Annotated in this window: 17 protein-coding genes; 5 read left to right on the top strand and 12 right to left on the bottom strand. The window is 52.0% G+C overall.

Translation table 11 applies throughout. The annotated features are described in order from the left end of the window. The first annotated feature begins 120 nt into the window (after positions 1-120). Positions 121-855 carry a GntR family transcriptional regulator gene (locus AC6I8T_RS17150; protein WP_208723656.1) on the top strand — a complete coding sequence of 245 codons (735 nt, stop codon included), beginning with the start codon at positions 121-123 and terminating at the stop codon, positions 853-855. A gap of 53 nt (positions 856-908) precedes the next feature. On the opposite strand, the gene hemW is transcribed toward AC6I8T_RS17150, so the two are convergent. Genes hemW through AC6I8T_RS17130 form a run of 4 tightly spaced genes read right to left on the bottom strand, consistent with a single transcriptional unit; the run spans position 909 to position 3,929 of the window. Further along, the gene (hemW, locus tag AC6I8T_RS17145; protein ID WP_497834173.1) at positions 909-2,048 is read right to left on the bottom strand and encodes a radical SAM family heme chaperone HemW; all 1,140 of its coding nucleotides are present in this window, start codon (positions 2,046-2,048) and stop codon (positions 909-911) included. Then, positions 2,041-2,634, bottom strand: coding sequence for an XTP/dITP diphosphatase (locus AC6I8T_RS17140; RefSeq protein ID WP_021186198.1), 594 nt, complete (start codon positions 2,632-2,634; stop codon positions 2,041-2,043). The genes hemW and AC6I8T_RS17140 overlap by 8 nt, the downstream gene beginning before the upstream one ends. A 20-nt stretch (positions 2,635-2,654) precedes the next feature. Then, positions 2,655-3,209, bottom strand: a complete 555-nt coding sequence (locus AC6I8T_RS17135) for a YggT family protein (protein WP_021186199.1) — start codon at positions 3,207-3,209, stop codon at positions 2,655-2,657. A 12-nt stretch (positions 3,210-3,221) separates the two neighbouring features. Further along, positions 3,222-3,929 (bottom strand): YggS family pyridoxal phosphate-dependent enzyme, encoded by a 708-nt coding sequence (locus AC6I8T_RS17130; protein ID WP_497834172.1) that lies wholly within the window; start codon positions 3,927-3,929, stop codon positions 3,222-3,224. Between the two features lie 16 nt (positions 3,930-3,945). On the opposite strand from AC6I8T_RS17130, the gene AC6I8T_RS17125 reads away from it, so the two are divergent. Further along, on the top strand, positions 3,946-4,938 hold the full coding sequence (locus tag AC6I8T_RS17125) for a type IV pilus twitching motility protein PilT (protein ID WP_497834171.1): 993 nt from the start codon (positions 3,946-3,948) through the stop codon (positions 4,936-4,938). A gap of 4 nt (positions 4,939-4,942) precedes the next feature. Here AC6I8T_RS17125 and ruvX read toward each other — a convergent pair whose 3' ends face one another. The 8 genes from ruvX to metK form a co-directional block, all read right to left on the bottom strand. Then, positions 4,943-5,359, bottom strand: coding sequence for a Holliday junction resolvase RuvX (ruvX, locus tag AC6I8T_RS17120; protein ID WP_021186202.1), 417 nt, complete (start codon positions 5,357-5,359; stop codon positions 4,943-4,945). After that, the gene (locus tag AC6I8T_RS17115; protein ID WP_208723660.1) at positions 5,359-5,922 is read right to left on the bottom strand and encodes a YqgE/AlgH family protein; all 564 of its coding nucleotides are present in this window, start codon (positions 5,920-5,922) and stop codon (positions 5,359-5,361) included. Before AC6I8T_RS17115 ends, ruvX begins: the two co-directional genes overlap by 1 nt. 87 nt (positions 5,923-6,009) lie before the next feature. Beyond that, complete coding sequence (gene gshB / locus AC6I8T_RS17110; RefSeq protein WP_013510368.1) at positions 6,010-6,954, bottom strand: glutathione synthase; 945 nt, start codon at positions 6,952-6,954, stop codon at positions 6,010-6,012. Between the two features lie 91 nt (positions 6,955-7,045). Then, entirely contained in the window at positions 7,046-7,777 is a 732-nt protein-coding gene (rsmE, locus tag AC6I8T_RS17105; protein WP_036627824.1) for a 16S rRNA (uracil(1498)-N(3))-methyltransferase, read from the bottom strand. Between the two features lie 74 nt (positions 7,778-7,851). After that, entirely contained in the window at positions 7,852-8,559 is a 708-nt protein-coding gene (gene endA / locus AC6I8T_RS17100) for a deoxyribonuclease I (RefSeq protein WP_021186205.1), read from the bottom strand. Between the two features lie 75 nt (positions 8,560-8,634). Continuing rightward, positions 8,635-9,147 carry a SprT family zinc-dependent metalloprotease gene (locus tag AC6I8T_RS17095; RefSeq protein WP_497834170.1) on the bottom strand — a complete coding sequence of 171 codons (513 nt, stop codon included), beginning with the start codon at positions 9,145-9,147 and terminating at the stop codon, positions 8,635-8,637. 100 nt (positions 9,148-9,247) lie between these two features. Further along, positions 9,248-10,642, bottom strand: a complete 1,395-nt coding sequence (locus AC6I8T_RS17090; RefSeq protein ID WP_208723661.1) for a sugar porter family MFS transporter — start codon at positions 10,640-10,642, stop codon at positions 9,248-9,250. A gap of 463 nt (positions 10,643-11,105) precedes the next feature. Next, complete coding sequence (gene metK, locus AC6I8T_RS17085; protein WP_021186208.1) at positions 11,106-12,257, bottom strand: methionine adenosyltransferase; 1,152 nt, start codon at positions 12,255-12,257, stop codon at positions 11,106-11,108. Positions 12,258-12,385: 128 nt separating this feature from the next. Here metK and AC6I8T_RS17080 point away from each other — a divergent pair, with 128 nt between their 5' ends. The 3 genes from AC6I8T_RS17080 to AC6I8T_RS17070 all read left to right on the top strand — a co-directional run bounded on the left by AC6I8T_RS17080 (position 12,386) and on the right by AC6I8T_RS17070 (position 16,505). After that, positions 12,386-12,811: a hypothetical protein gene (locus AC6I8T_RS17080; RefSeq protein WP_208723662.1), complete on the top strand. Its 426-nt coding sequence runs from the start codon at positions 12,386-12,388 to the stop codon at positions 12,809-12,811. 242 nt (positions 12,812-13,053) lie between these two features. Continuing rightward, positions 13,054-15,030 carry a biosynthetic arginine decarboxylase gene (gene speA / locus AC6I8T_RS17075; RefSeq protein ID WP_071783608.1) on the top strand — a complete coding sequence of 659 codons (1,977 nt, stop codon included), beginning with the start codon at positions 13,054-13,056 and terminating at the stop codon, positions 15,028-15,030. 713 nt (positions 15,031-15,743) lie between these two features. Beyond that, the gene (locus AC6I8T_RS17070; protein ID WP_497834169.1) at positions 15,744-16,505 is read left to right on the top strand and encodes an EAL domain-containing protein; all 762 of its coding nucleotides are present in this window, start codon (positions 15,744-15,746) and stop codon (positions 16,503-16,505) included. The last annotated feature ends 164 nt before the right edge of the window (positions 16,506-16,669 follow it).

Raw genomic sequence — 16,669 nt, 5'->3', positions numbered from 1 at the left:
ATTCGTTAACTGGATCACATCCTCATACGGTCAGGCTGGTACGAAGAAAATAAACTCAGGCATACATGTGCACTGATGGCTCGCGGTTGTCGGGTCTTACACTTATCGGGAACAACGCTGATGGTCGATGGCATTACTGAGAAGCAGAAAGAGGTTGTCGATTACATCCTCCGCAAAATCAAAGAGGATGGGCTTCTGCCTGGCGATAAGCTCGACACCGAAATCGCGATAGCCAAGAACATCGGCATCACCCGCGCGACGGTGCGCGAAGCAACCAGAATTTTGATTGAACAGCAGCGAATTTACCGGGTGAAAGGCTCAGGTCTGTTTGTTGGCTCGATTGGCAAAAGTAACCATTCTGGCCGTTTTCATGCGCTGTCACCTTTTGATTATCAGGCGCAGAAAAAAGGCTATAAAGGCATCAGGAAAGTTATCACCGTCAGCATCATGAAGGTGCCAACGCCAGATATGGCACAGTCGTTACGCATTAAGAACAGCGATCAGGTGTATAAAATCGTCCGTTTAATGTGCTTTGATGATATCCCGGTGGCGCTGGAACATATTCATTTGCCGGTCACCATGTTTAGCAGCATGGAATTCAGCAAGCTGGAGATCTCCAAATACTCGTATATTGAACAGCTCACCGGGAAGAAAGTGCAGCGCAGGGATCAGAACCTAAGCGCTATCAACTTAACCGATGCTGATCAGCTTAATCTGCTGAATTTGAAAGAGAACGATGCCGTGCTGGAGATCAGTGAAACCGTCTATCTGGATGATGGTACGCCGTGCGAAGTGAATATCGCGCTGATTAACACCCACCTGCTTCAGCTGCGACAAAATACCGAGAGAGGCTGATTTATCGCGCGTTTTTTTAAACACGCGCGATAAATCGCGCCGCTAAGTCGGGGCTACTCTTCAGCTAAGAACAACTCCAGCAGTGAGTTCAGGAACAACTTACCTTTTTCCGTAATCTGCCAATGTTGCTCCGTTTCCAGCACATATCCTGCTGCGATCGCTGCATCGATCTGTGGACGAATCACTGCCTCATCCAACCCGGTGTAGCGGCGGAAATCGGCGCGCGGTGCCGCTTCCAGCAGACGGAAACGGTTCATAAAGAACTCAAACGGTTTGTCGGCATCTGCGACATCATGCTGTTTATCGAGGTAATTACCCTTCATAAAACCACGCGGATGACGGGTTTTTACGGTACGGACAATGCGGCCATCCGGCTGTGTCAGTTTGCCATGCGCACCACAACCAATACCGAGGTAATCACCGAAGCGCCAGTAGTTGAGGTTATGCTCACAGCGATAGCCGGGCTTCGCATAGGCCGAAGTCTCATATTGCTGATAACCCGCGGCGGTCAGCAACTGATGGCCTTGTTCGAAGATATCCCACAGCGCGTCATCATCCGGCAGCACTGGCGGGCGTGAGCCAAACAACGTATTTGGCTCAATGGTCAGCTGATACCACGACAGATGAGGTGGATTTAAGGAAATCGCCTGGCGCAGATCGTCGAGCGCTTCTTCCAACGACTGGTCTGGCAGACCGTGCATCAAATCGAGGTTGAAGCTGCGTAACCCAAGACCGGCGGCAAGATGTGCCGCGCGTTTTGCTTCTTCCGGACCGTGAATACGTCCGAGACGCTCCAGTTTTTGCGGACTGAAACTCTGCACACCAATTGAAATGCGGTTAATCCCGGCTTGCTGATAACCGCTGAAGCGGTCGGCTTCTACCGTACCAGGGTTGGCTTCCATGGTGATTTCGGCATCGGGCGCCAGCGGTAGCCGCGCACGTACGCCATCCATCAACATTTGCATCGCGTTGCTGCTTAACAGACTTGGCGTACCACCACCAATAAATATGGTACGGACTTCGCGGCCGCTGGTCAGCGGTAAATCCTGCTCAAGATCGTTCAGCAGGTGCTGCACATACTCGATGTGCGGCACCTCGCCTTTCAATGCGTGGGAGTTGAAATCACAGTAGGGACATTTTTGTACACACCACGGAATGTGGATGTACAGGCTTAACGGTGGTAAATCAGGCATTGCGCATCGCATCCAGTAACAGCGTCAATGCTTTGCCACGGTGAGAAACAGCGCGCTTTTCATCTTTACTCAGCTCAGCCGCCGTTTTGCCTAATTCAGGTACATAGAAAATCGGGTCATAGCCAAAACCGCCTGCACCCGCGGCAGCACGCGTGATTTCACCGGCCCAGCTACCGTGGAATACCAGAGGCGTAGGGTCGGCCGCGTGACGCACGTAAACCAGCACGCAGTGGAACTGCGCCTGACGTTCGCCGTCTGGCACATTTTCCAGCGTAATCAGCAATTTGTCGAGGTTCTGCTGATCGCTGGCATCGAGACCGGCATAGCGGGCAGAGTAGATACCCGGCGCACCGCCGAGGGCGTCGACCGCCAAACCGGAGTCGTCGGCAATCGCAGGCAGACCGGTGATTTGCGCGGCATGGCGGGCTTTGAGAATGGCGTTTTCAATAAAAGTCAGACCAGTTTCATCCGCTGACTCTACGCCTAACTCGGTTTGCGCCACGATATCCAGACCAAAGGCCGCCAGCAGGTCGGCCAGTTCACGAACTTTGCCCGGATTACCGGTGGCGAGAACAACTTTTTGCATAACAGTTCCAGATTAACGAATTACAGCAAATACCAAAGACCCGGGAACAGGTCCATGCCGAGGAAATTCAGCGCATACAGCACCAGAATGACAATCATGGCAGAAAAATCGATACCGCCCATAGCTGGCAAAATGCGACGAATCGGTGCCATCAGCGGTTCAGTCAGTTGGATCAGCACATAATCAATGGGACCGCGGCCCTGGCTGATCCAGCTCATCAGTGAACGAATGATAATTACCCAGAACACCAGATAACCGGCTGACTTCAGCAGTGATAACAGGCCAACCAACAGGTTGGTTGGATCTACCGAAAACACGCCTACCTGAATCAACAGCAGAATCGGGTATTTCAGGGTGGTCAGCACAAACGCCAGCAGTAACGAGGCGGTATCAATCGGCCCTAATGCCGGTAATACGCGGCGCAGTGGTTTGATAATTGGCTGGGTAATCTTCACGACAAACTGCGACAGCGGGTTGTAGAAGTCACAGCGTGACCACTGCATCCAGATGCGCAGCAGCAAGACCATCACGTACAGGTCGATCAGCGTTTTGACTAAAAACGTCATTGTTAACATGAGGTTCCTCAATTATTGTTGTGAAGTGCGCGCATAATCCCGCGCGCCAAATACGGCGGTGCCGATACGCACCATAGTACTGCCAGCGGCGATGGCCGCTTCCATGTCGTCGCTCATTCCCAGAGAAAGCGTATCGACGTCAGGGTAATTCTGTTGCAGGGCACGAAACGCGGCAGCCATTTGCTGGCAGACCGCCAACTGGCGATCATAATCCTGTTCCGGTGCCGGAATCGCCATCAGGCCGCGCAAACGTAGCTGCGGCAAGGCAGAAATCTCCTGTGCCAACGTCGGCAGCGCCTCCAGCATGATGCCAGATTTGCTGTTCTCGTCACTGATATTTACCTGAATTAACACATTAAGTGGCGGCAGGTGCGTCGGGCGCTGGTCATTAAGACGTTGCGCAATGCGCTGACGATCCACGGTATGGCACCAGTCAAAATGCTCCGCCACCTGGCGACTTTTGTTCGATTGCAATGGACCAATGAAGTGCCATTGCAGTTCAGGATGTGCGGCCAGCGTGGTGACTTTTTCAACCCCTTCCTGCACGTAATTTTCGCCAAACGCCCGCTGTCCGGCAGCAATGGCTTCTTCGACCGCACTCACAGGTTTGGTTTTACTCACTGCAAGCAGCGTAATTTCTTCTGGAGCGCGTCCGCAACGCGCGGCAGCAGCGGCGATACGCTCGCGTACTTGCTGTAAGTTGTGCTCAATGGAAGTCATAGTCAGGAGAATTTCTATGGATTTGGATAAAGTTGTGGCCCTTAGTGTAAAGCATAACGCCGCCGATCTGCACCTTTGCAGCGGACATTTGCCACACTGGCGACGGCAAGGGGTGCTGGAGCCCATCCCGGAGCAATCCGCACTGGAACCGGCCTGGCTGGAAGCCTTTATGATGCAGTGGCTGGATACCGCGCAGCAGACGGCGCTGGAAGCAGAGGGGCACGTCGATTTTGCCATCACATTGGCAAGTGGCGTGCGACTGCGCGCCAATCTGTTTCTCCAACGGCACGGTTTGTCCCTGGCTTTGCGGTTGATTGCCAGTCAGGTACCGGCAATCGACAGCCTGGGGTTGCCGCCGGTTGTTGAGCAATTGCTTCTGCTGGAGGAGGGATTGATTCTCATCACCGGTGCAACCGGCAGTGGCAAATCCACCACACTGGCGGCGCTGGTCGATAGCCTGAACCGTGCGCAGTCACGCCATATTCTCACGCTGGAAGATCCCATCGAGTTTATTCATCACAGCCTGCGTTCGCTGATTCAACAGCGTGAAGTTGGGGCGCACTGTGCTTCATTCCGTCAGGGACTGAAGGCGGCGCTGCGCGAGGACCCGGATGTGATTCTGTTAGGTGAACTGCGCGATAGCGAAACTATCCGCCTGGCATTAACGGCGGCTGAGACTGGCCATCTGGTGCTGGCAACCTTGCATACGCGTGGTGCGACTCAGGCAGTGGACCGGTTGGTGGACGTGTTTCCCGCCGAGGAAAAAAACCTGGTGCGCAGTCAACTGGCAGGGAGCCTGAAAGCGGTGCTGGCGCAGCGGCTGGTGCCGGCAAAGCAGGGAGGGCGGGTGGGATTGTTTGAAGTGCTGGTGGCGACGCCTGCGGTAGCTAACCTGATTCGCGAAGGGAAAATGCATCAGTTGCCGGGAGTACTGCAAACCGGCGCACAGGCCGGAATGCAAACCTTCGCCCAGAGCGAGCTGGCGCGACAGCAGGCAGGGATGATTTGAACGATCAGTGGGTGTCGAACCAATCTTCGAGGATGATGACGGCCGATTGCGAATCGACCGCGCCTTTTTGCAGCGCGCGGTAGCCACCACGTTCGAACAAACCGGCACGCGCTTCAACGGTACTGAGGCGTTCATCCTGCAACTCAACACGCACCCCAAAACGACCATGCAGGCGGTTGGCAAACTTACGTGCGCGCGCGGTCAGTTCCTGTTCGCTGCCATCCATATTGAGCGGCAGACCTACCACTACGTAGTCGGGCTGCCATTCTTTTAGTAACCGCTCGATCAGGTTCCAGTCCGGCGTACCATCCTGCGCTTTAAGCGCCGCCAGCGCGCGGGCGGTGCCTGTCAGTTGCTGTCCGACAGCAACGCCAATACTTTTGGTGCCGAAATCAAAGCCCAGCAGCGTTTCACTGGCCATCAGGCGTGTCCTGCATCGTTAGTCATATTGTGGATATCCACACCCAGGCATTTCGCGGCTTCACGCCAACGTTCCGCGATCGGCGTCTGGAACAGAATGGTGCTGGATGCTGGTGTGGTGAGCCAGGCGTTTTCCAGCAATTCGTTTTCGAGCTGATCTTTTTCCCAGGCGCAGTACCCCAGCGCCACCAGCACATGTTCTGGTTGAGAGCTGCTACCAATCGCTTCCAGCACATCTCTTGAGGTGGTGATCACGGTGGTGTCTGAAATACGAATGCTGGAGGAGTAGACGCGTTGTGCAGAATGCAGAATAAAGCCACGGTCCTCCGCCAGCGGGCCGCCAGCGAATACCGGTTTATCCAGCCTGATAGCTGGATCGCGATCTGATGGGCTGATTTTGAGCTTTTTAAGGATGCCTTCGACCGTCAGATTCTCCATCGGCTTATTAATAATCAAGCCCATAGCACCATCTTCGTTATGCTCGCAAATGTACACGACCGAGCGCTTGAAGAAGGGATCTTGCAGGGATGGCATCGCAATCAAAAAATGATGCTGTAAATTCATTCTCACTCGTATACCAAAAATAACCGGCATTGCTGCGGCAATGCCGGTATTGGAGACATTCACGGAGCCTTGGCTCCGACGGCATCCTTAGCCCAGACGTTTCTCAATGGCATCCATCAGCATACCGGTGATGGAGATTGGGAAGGCGGCTTCAATTTCACGCACGCAGGTCGGGCTGGTCACATTCACTTCCGTCAGTTTATCACCGATGATGTCAAGACCGACAAAAATCAGCCCTTTTGCTTTAAGCGTCGGCCCAACGCGACGGGCAATCTCCCAGTCGCTGTCGCTCAGGGGACGAGCTTCGCCACGGCCACCCGCTGCCAGGTTACCACGGGTTTCGCCACCTTGCGGAATTCGCGCCAGGCAGTAAGGGACGGGTTCACCGTCAACCACCAACACACGTTTGTCGCCATCTTTAATGGCTGGCAGGTAGTTTTGCGCCATGCAGAAGTTCTGCCCGTGATTGGTCAGGGTTTCGGTGATAACGCCGAAGTTAGGATCATCCTGTTTCACGCGGAAGATCGATGCACCACCCATGCCATCCAGCGGTTTGAGGATCACATCGCCGTGCTCCTGCCAGAAGGCGCGTAATTTCTCTTTGCTGCGCGTCACCAGCGTGTCGGGGGTGAGATCGGCAAACCACGCGGTGTAGAGTTTTTCGTTGCAGTCACGCAGGCTCTGCGGCTTGTTGACGATCAGCGTACCTTGCTCTTCAGCACGTTCCAGCAGGTAAGTGGCATAGATAAATTCGGTATCGAACGGCGGATCTTTACGCATCAGCACCACATTGAGATCGGCCAGTTTGATCTCTTGCTCGCTGCCAAATTCATACCATTTATCGTAGTTTTGCTCTACGCTGAGCAGGCGCGTGCGTGCGTACGTCACACCGCCACGCAGGGAGAGATCGTTCATCTCCATGTAATGAATTTCGTAACCACGGCGCTGCGCTTCCAGCAACATGGCGAAGCTGGTGTCTTTTTTAATGTTGATGGACGAAATCGGGTCCATAACGATGCCAAGCTTAATCATTATTCTCTCCTCAAAGGGGGGAACTCACTACCCCTGCTTAGTCAGGACGCCATGTTAACGCTGGCGTCTTTATACAACCCGAAAGTATCCCTTAACCGAGGTCGCCAAACCTCACCTGAAGTGCCGTAATGGCGGTGAGGGCGGTGGTTTCGGTGCGTAACACGCGTGGTCCCAACAGAATATCAGTGAAACCGTGCTGTGCTGTCATGGCAATCTCCTCTGTCGACAGGCCGCCTTCAGGACCAATCAGCAGGCGGATGCGCTCAACAGGGTGGGGCAGCGTGTTGATACTGTGGCTGGCGCGCGGGTGTAAATTCAGTTTTAGCCCTTCATCGGCTTCACTGCACCAGGCTTCCAGCGTCATCGCTTCGCGAATCTCCGGCACGCGATTACGGCCGCACTGCTCGCAGGCGGCAATTGCAATTTTTTGCCATTGCTGGATTTTTTTTGCCAGACGCTCAGCATCCAGCTTTACGCCACAGCGTTCAGAAAACAAGGGCGTAATGACATTGACGCCAAGTTCGATGGATTTCTGGATGGTGAATTCCATTTTTTCACCGCGCGACATCACCTGTCCAAGGTGCAGATGCAGCGGTGATTCGCGATCATCCTGTTGACTGTCAAGGACTCTTACTTTTACACGCTTTTTATCAGCCTGGGTGATTTCGGCGGCAAAAGTCAGATTACTGCCATCAAACAGCTCTAGCCGCTGGCCTGCGTTCATACGCAGCACGCGTCCGACGTGATTGGCGGCGTCTTCATCAAGGAAGACCTCACTGTTCACAGTAAGGGGTTCGGGGTGAAAAATGCGAGGTATACGCATGCGGTTCCTGCCAGCGTTAATGCCGTGCCAGCGGCACGGCTCAATCGGAAAGCAGCTAGTGTAGGGTAGCGGTTTTAGCGCTGGCAAGCCTGAAGCACATAAGGATTATGATTGCCCTGCACTTTGGCGATGCGTTGATCGCGTTCGCACTCCCACGGCGTCACCGGATATTGCTTATCCCAAGCGGTAAACAGCTGTGTTTGCTGACGTGACAGGCTCAGTTTGTATTGATCGCGCATATAAAAGTAGGTGCGGGCAATGGCTCCACGGGCGCGCTCCGGTGGCTGCGCCAGTTTCTGTTTGAAATCGATCTTCATGCTGCACTGGCCGTAGGGCTGTTCACCACCGTTCCACTGGCTGTACTGGAAGTTGCCACGATCGCCATTCACTTCACCTATTGCCGGCTCAAGGTTGTGCAGATCGCTCTCAATGCGGCGGTAATCGGCATCTTTGCTGCAATTTTTACGTCCACCGTTTTGCCAGCACTGGCGCTGATGGCCGAACTCCCAGGCAGGCATCACATGTTCCCATTCGATGCGAGCTGCGCGGTTAGCATTTTTACGCACGTTATAGCCACAGCTGCTGAGGTCAGGTACGCCTTTCTTGCCCTGCCAGTTGATTTTGCAGCCACAGTAGAAACTGCCGGGCGCATCGGCATTGATTGAGGCCGCGTATTCTTTGGCCTGCTGGAAGTTATTCTGATGGTAATTATTGAGGTTGAGGCTCCAGGCACTCAGCGGAGCGACTAACAAGGTCAGGGCGATAATAATTTTGCGAGACATATTCCAAACTTAACCCGATGCGAAAAAAGGCGGCAGGTTAGCAGAATGCGCCCGGCGGTGAAATGAGATTACCGACTAACTTGCTGAAAATTCACCAGGTTGCAATATCGTACCGCAATGTACGCAGCGATATTCACTTTCGCCACGCACGACGCGGTTATGACGGCGCACGGTGAGTTGATGTTGCTGACAACGGCAACGGTAGGCAAAGGTACGGCTGCGCACCGAGTCGATTTCGAATTGATGTGTGCGGTGTGCGGGTACACCCAGCACTTCCTCCATCATCCATTTCCACTCTTTGCCGTGTGGGGCAACGCGACCGAAGGTTTTCCATACCAGCAGATGCGCGAGTTCGTGCGGCACCACTTCGTCGATAAACGCCTGTTGATTTTCCAGCAACAACACCGGGTTGAGACGGATTTCCCACTTCTCCAGCCAGGCGGTGCCTGCCGCTGTACCACGTTGTTGATAAATCAGTTTCGGTTCGGGATAGCTGCGTTTCAGCCGCTCATTTGCCAGTTGCAGGAACTGGCGCAGTGAGCGCATCACGGCTTGTTGTATGGCAATGGGCAGGCGGGGCGTTTTCATGGCGGAAAGCATAAGGCGTTGCGCGGGGGAACTCAACTGCTGCGGGACGTGCCATAAAAAAGGGCCGCCCGCAGGCAGCCCTTGTTAGCGCATGTTTCGATCATTCCTGACCGATTTCACGCAGTTTTTTACCCGACAGCAGGTTGCGTTCGATGTGCTCCAGCGAGACGTTTTTGGTCTCAGGGATCAGCACGAGCGTCAGCAGGATAAAGAACACGTTGAGTCCGGCGTAGACCCAGAAGGTCGGCGCGTTGCCCAGTGAGTTCAGCATGGTCAGGAAGGTGGCACCGACGATCATGTTGGCAATCCAGTTGGTCGCTGTTGAGACGGTGATACCGAAGTCACGGCCTTTCAGCGGCTGGATTTCAGAGCACAGTACCCAAATCAGCGGACCGGCGCTCATGGCGAAGCCGACGATAAACATCAACAGCATCGCAACCGCGAAGTACTGCGCACCGGCTGAGTGAATACCGACATGCAGCATGGTACCGAGGATACCCATACCGGCTGCCATCACCAGGAAACCCAGCACCAGTGTAGGCTTACGGCCCCAGCGATCCACCAGGCCAATAGCGATAAAGGTTGCCAGGACGTTGACCAGGCCGACAATCACCGTGCCCCACATTTGTTGTGTGGTGTTGGCGAAGCCCGCGATTTCAAAGATTTTCGGTGCGTAGTACATGATGACGTTCATACCGGTGAACTGCTGCATCACCTGCAACAGCACGCCAAGGAATACCGCGCGACGGAAGTTGCTGTTGCTCTGGAACAACTGCCAGCCTGACTGTTTGATCTTCAGGCTTTCGCGGATTTCATCCAGCTCGCGTTTGGCCTGCTCGCTGGTGTCACGCAGGCGATCGAGCACGCGCTGCGCATCGCGGAAGTTACCCTTCGCCGCCAGCCAACGCGGGCTGTTTGGCAGAAATACCACGCCTACCAACAGCAGGATTGCCGGAATGGTGATGACACCCAGCATCCAGCGCCATGCACCCGCGTCACTGAACGCGGTGTCGGACAGGTACGCGGCCAGAATACCAATGGTGATCATCAGCTGATACAGGGAGATCATACTGCCGCGGATTTTTTCCGGTGCGATTTCAGACAAATACAGTGGCGCAGTGTAAGACGCTACACCGACTGCCAGACCGAGTACCACACGGGCAACAATCAGCATTTCCGGGTTGGGTGCAAAGGCTGACCACAGGGAGCCAATCACAAACAGAATGGCTCCGGCCATCAGGCTTTTTTTACGACCCAGTTGTGATGACATCCAGCCGCTGCCGATAGCACCCACTGCTGCACCAAACATCATGGAGCTGACGATCCACTCTTGCTGGTGGGCGGTAACGTTAAAGTCTTTAGCGATAAAGGGCAGGGCACCAGCGATAACGCCGATATCCAGACCGAACAGCAGGCCGGCCAGAGCCGCGAGAAAGCAGACAAACAAGGTCATCGCCTTATTTGAGGTTCTGCTTTTATGAGTATTGCCAGGCATATTGCCTCCAAATTTATCTATCGTTGTTTTTATCAATGTTAAGGAACCTGCTTGCGGGAAAAAGTGAGGAGGATCACATGAATGTAATCGGTTACACTCGCTGAATCCCTGTCATTCAGCATTTTTCGCCCAAAATGGTTCTGTAACCAGTAAGGTATAGCACCCTTTAAGTTTCTGACATCATTCTAAATATCGGCTATCAGACGACGCTGAAAATAACGCATTTTTACTGGAATAACCACGCTGCAAAATTCCTAAATCTCAGATATTTAAAGCGTTTCAAAATGTAATCGTTAACAATTTATTGTTAATGGAAAAGCTGACCCGAAATGTAACGACGCGATTTATCGCGCGCTTTGGTTTCTGGCACGAAAAAAATGCGCGATAAATCGCGCCGCTACGGATGTGAGAAATAGTAAGGGAGGCCATTGGCCTCCCTTAATTGAACCGCAGGGGTATAAACTTACAAACCAGCAGCTTCGCGCAGCTGTGCAGCTTTGTCGGTTTTTTCCCATGGGAAGTGTTCGCGGCCAAAGTGACCGTAAGCGGCAGTTTCTTTGTAGATAGGCTTCAGCAGGTCCATCATCTGGATCAGACCGTACGGACGCAGGTCAAAGAACTCGCGTACCAGCAGGGTCAGTTGCTCGGTTGCCACTTTCTCAGTACCGAAAGTTTCCACCATGATCGATGTCGGTTCTGCCACGCCGATTGCGTAGGAAACCTGAATCTCACAACGGTCAGCCAGGCCAGCCGCAACAATGTTTTTTGCCACGTAGCGTGCTGCGTAAGCCGCAGAACGGTCAACCTTTGATGGGTCTTTACCAGAGAAAGCACCGCCGCCGTGACGCGCCATGCCGCCGTAGGTATCCACGATGATTTTACGACCGGTCAGACCGCAGTCACCCATTGGGCCACCGATAACGAAACGGCCAGTCGGGTTGATGTGGTATTTGGTGCTGGCGTTGATCCACTCAGTTGGCAGAACCGGCTTGATGATCTCTTCCATTACCGCTTCACGCAGGTCAGTCTGGGAAATCTCTTCCGCGTGCTGAGTCGACAGTACCACGGCATCGATACCGACAATTTTGCCGCCATCGTACTGGAAAGTGATCTGGCTTTTTGCATCCGGACGCAGCCACGGCAGGGTGCCGTTTTTACGTACTTCAGCCTGACGCTGGACCAGACGGTGCGCATAGGTTACCGGAGCAGGCATCAGAACGTCAGTTTCGTTGGTGGCGTAGCCAAACATCAGGCCCTGATCGCCAGCACCTTGTTCCAGCGGGTCGGTACGGTCAACGCCCTGGTTGATGTCCGGAGACTGTTTACCAATGGCGCTCAGTACTGCGCAAGAGTTGGCATCGAAGCCCATATCGGAATGAACATAGCCAATTTCACGAACGGTATTACGGGTAATCTCTTCGATATCAACCCATGCGCTGGTGGTGATTTCACCGCCAACCAGCACCATACCGGTTTTCACGTAAGTTTCGCAGGCCACACGAGCTTTCGGATCCTGTTCAAGGATGGCGTCGAGCACGGCGTCAGAAATTTGGTCAGCGATTTTATCAGGATGTCCTTCTGATACGGACTCAGACGTAAAAAGGTGTTTAGCCATTCTGTTCTTTACCTTACAAATGGTTTGAATTCGACTGCATAGCGTAAGCGAGGTTGTGCCAGGCTCGACGCCCCTTCAGGCAAAGCCGCGAGCAGTAAGAAAGCTTGGATGTTAACCAGTTTAGATGGATGACCATCTGGACGGCTATTTTAGGTTACTCACTGAGCGAATTACCAGCCCTTTTTCTGTTTCCGCATTTTACGCAACAGCTGAACTGGAAAATTTTCCTGACACGGATCACCGTATTGATCCCGGTATCGGCCGCTCTGGCAAAAGCTTTTGCAATTTTATGCGTCAGGCTGTATAAATCGCCGCTGCTGTCGACCACAGCCCAAAAGGATGACGCCGCCGTGCGTCGCGCCCGTCAGATATGTGTGTATCTGGCTTTCACCCAGGCCGTTTCCCGCATGTTTTCCCCATGCGTTGGAGGTGATAAAAGTAATGAACCACCCTTTCTCTTTTTACGGTTCACTGCGCTCAACGTGCGCGCTGGCAATCCTTTCCATTTCCACTTCTGTTTTTCACTCCAGTCGAAGTTTTGTTCGTTGCGGTAATTATCCCGACACGAGCGCCGGCTAACTTGTTCCCACAATCCTGGTGATTTTTTTCACGCTCGGGTGATGATGGCACTGCCAGGCTATTTCTGGCACGGTTGCACGCATCCCGGCCTGGTGTTTTACACTTAACGTCAGCAGCTCTTGAGGATAAGCAGGCAGAATGGGGCAATTTTATCCCGGCGTAATAACGACAAAACCCGGCAACTTTTTCATATTTCAACGGAAAATTGAGGTTCGTGATGTCTGACGACATGAAGAATATCAAGGGTTCGTCAGCTGGCGAACAGGGTGTACTCCGCTCCATGCAGGAGGTGGCGATGAATGATCAGGAAGCGAGCCGAATGCTGCGCACCTACAATATTGCCTGGTGGGGTAATAACTATTACGACGTCAACGAATTGGGCCACATCAGCGTGTGCCCGGATCCGGACATGCCGGAAGTTCGTGTCGACCTCGCCAAACTGGTGAAAGAGCGTGAAGCTGATGGTCAGCGCCTGCCCGCGCTGTTTTGCTTCCCACAGATTTTGCAGCACCGTCTGCGTTCGATTAACGGTGCCTTCAAACGTGCCCGCGAATCCTACGGGTATAAAGGTGACTACTTCCTGGTGTATCCCATCAAGGTAAACCAGCACAAACGTGTGATTGAGTCGCTGGTCAACTCCGGCGAACCGCTGGGGCTGGAAGCTGGTTCCAAGGCGGAGCTGATGGCGGTATTGGCGCATGCGGGTAAAACCCGAACCGTTATCGTCTGTAACGGCTACAAAGACCGCGAATACATACGTCTGGCGTTGATTGGTGAGAAACTTGGTCACAAGGTGTATCTGGTGATCGAGAAGATGACTGAGGTACGCATGGTGCTGGAAGAGGCAGAACGGCTGAATGTCGTGCCTCGCCTCGGTATTCGTGCACGTCTGGCATCGCAAGGCTCCGGTAAATGGCAGTCGAGCGGCGGTGAAAAGTCCAAATTTGGTCTGGCGGCGTCGCAGGTGTTGCAGCTGGTGGAGATCATGCGTAAAGCGGGTCGTATCGATAGCCTGCAATTGCTGCATTTCCACCTTGGTTCGCAGATGGCGAATATTCGCGATATTGCTACCGGGGTGCGTGAGTCAGCCCGTTTCTATGTAGAGCTGGCGAAGCTTGGCGTTAACATCAAATGTTTTGACGTCGGCGGCGGTCTGGGTGTGGATTATGAAGGAACACGTTCACAGTCCGATTGCTCGGTTAACTACGGCCTGAATGAATACGCTAACAACGTGATTTGGGCGATTGGTGATGCCTGTGATGAACACGGTCTTGAGCATCCTACGGTGATTACCGAATCGGGTCGTGCGGTAACCGCTCATCACACCGTGCTGGTGTCCAATATTATTGGTGTTGAGCGCAACGAATTTAGCAACCCGGAAGCGCCGGATGTAGATGCGCCACGCCCAATCCAGAGCATGTGGGATACCTGGCAGGAGATGCACGAACCGAACGTGCGTCGCTCGTTGCGTGAGTGGTTGCACGACAGCCAGATGGATCTGTTTGACATCCATACCGGTTACTCGTCCGGCACTTATGATCTGCGTCAGCGCGCCTGGGCGGAACAGCTTTACCTCAGCATCTGTCATTACATCCAGCAGCACCTTGATCCGAGCAACCGTGCTCATCGCCCGATTATCGATGAGTTGCAGGAGCGTATGGCTGACAAGATTTACGTCAACTTCTCGCTGTTCCAGTCGATGCCGGATGCCTGGGGTATCGATCAACTCTTCCCGGTGTTGCCGCTGGAAGGGTTGAACAAAATGCCGCAACGTCGTGCGGTGCTACTCGACATCACCTGCGATTCAGATGGCACTATCGATCACTATGTGGATGGCGACGGCATTGCCACCACCATGCCGATGCCGGAATACGATATCGACAACCCGCCGATGCTGGGCTTCTTTATGGTGGGCGCGTATCAGGAAATTCTCGGCAACATGCATAACCTGTTTGGCGATACCGAAGCGGTTGACGTGTTTGCTTTCCAGGATGGCAGCGTGGAAGTTCAGCTTTCAGATGAAGGCGATACAGTGGCAGATATGCTGGAATATGTGCAGCTCAACCCGGCAGAACTGATGACGCTGTTCCGTAATCAGGTGAAGCAAACCGATATAGACGAAGATCTGCGTGCGCAGTTCCTGGAAGAATTTGAGAGCGGTTTGTACGGTTATACCTATCTTGAAGACGAATAATTAATCGTCTCTTCACCGGGCCACGTTCGTGGCTCGGTCCATTTATTTCTCCACTATTTTTTCACTCCTGTCTTTTTTATTAAAATTGCGATCGTGATCACCGTGGTAATTTCTCTTGTCATTTAAAGAAGGAATGGCGCAGACACAACATCGCTATCTCATTCATTTATTTGAAAAAGCGAAGCCGCAATCCATTATATACGGGAAATACCCATTAATTCAGTAAGGTCATTTGGCCTTATAAAGCAGGTTTTCTGTTATGTTATATTTTTTATGCATAATTAAAATTTGATCATTGGTGGTGAAATAATAACTGTTATTAACTAAATGCTTTTCGACGCTTTTTGGAAAAAATCTTCTCATACCGATTCTGTAACTTTGACAAAAGAAATCCAAAACTCAACCATTCATATATTTTTTTTAATTAAAATCAAATAGTTAATATGAAATCATTTCTGTCAAGATGGGAAAAAACATTATTTTTTCCAGGAATTGTCTGAAACGGTAGTCATAATTTCACCGGCTGCAAGATGAAAATCAATACGCCATTCCTATCAAAATGTGCGAATGTCTTGGCTTAACCTATTTCTCAAACTGTAAGTTATACGTTAACCTTCAGTTAAGGTGTTAAGTTTTACCAATGTTTTCCTTGTGTTTAACATGAGAAATTCTGACATTTAAGGTGCGTCAGATCGTGGCAAAAGGGCGCGTTGATGAGCAATCCGCAACAATACACTTTTATACTGGAACCTGTTTACGGATTATCCGGCAACCTTTTTGCCTGGGAATTGCTGACGCGCTTTGTGGACGATGCTGATATTAAGCATATGAGGAATCCGGCAAGAGAAGCGGTTTTTTTCAGCCACTTACCCGTGGAGCAGAAATGGCAACTATTCCTGCGGCAAATAGATCAACTGGAGCGACTCTATCAAAAGGGATTCCGGCAGATCATTAGTGTGAACATTAACAGGGATATTGTTTCCAGCATTTTTTCTGATGAAAAAACTCAACAAAGACTGGCACTGTTGCCTTTCTTTCGCTTTGAAATATCCTCATTTTTCATCGCCCGCTTTACTCGTGCAGATCTATTAATTTTAAAGGGGTTGGCAAAAATTGCGCCCTTATGGCTGGATGACTTTGGTCCGGGATATTCCAGCCTCACCATGATGAGTAGCGGAATATTTGAGTGTGTCAAGATTGATAAAGCGTTTTTTTGGCAGTATGGCGAAAGCCATATATTTGATCTGTTGTTAGGCCATCTCAACGATTTATGCAGTGGCGTGATTATTGAGGGTGTTGAGAATCAACGTCATATCGAGATTCTGGCGCATAAAGCGATATATGGTATGCAGGGCTATCATTGGGATGGCGTGTATCTTGATGATTTTATTAATAAATCATGGGGCACCACCAGCACCTCCGATCCATGCGGAAAACAACTGTGCCAAAAAAAGAATTTAAGGAGTTTCATGTAGTTCACGCAGTGCCAATAGATAAAAACGATATTTTCCCCGTTGTTATTTTAAGAAATAAAACGTCCCCATTACCAGGATGGCGGCTTAACAAGGCTCAGTACGATTTCATCATCAGCATGTATGAGGTCGTCAAAGAGAAAGAGTGAATATCCAACGTTTATTCA

It is taken from the genome of Pantoea sp. X-Soil-OKNW-556 (assembly GCF_059730695.1).
This window is presented reverse-complemented; position numbering and strand designations above follow the sequence as displayed.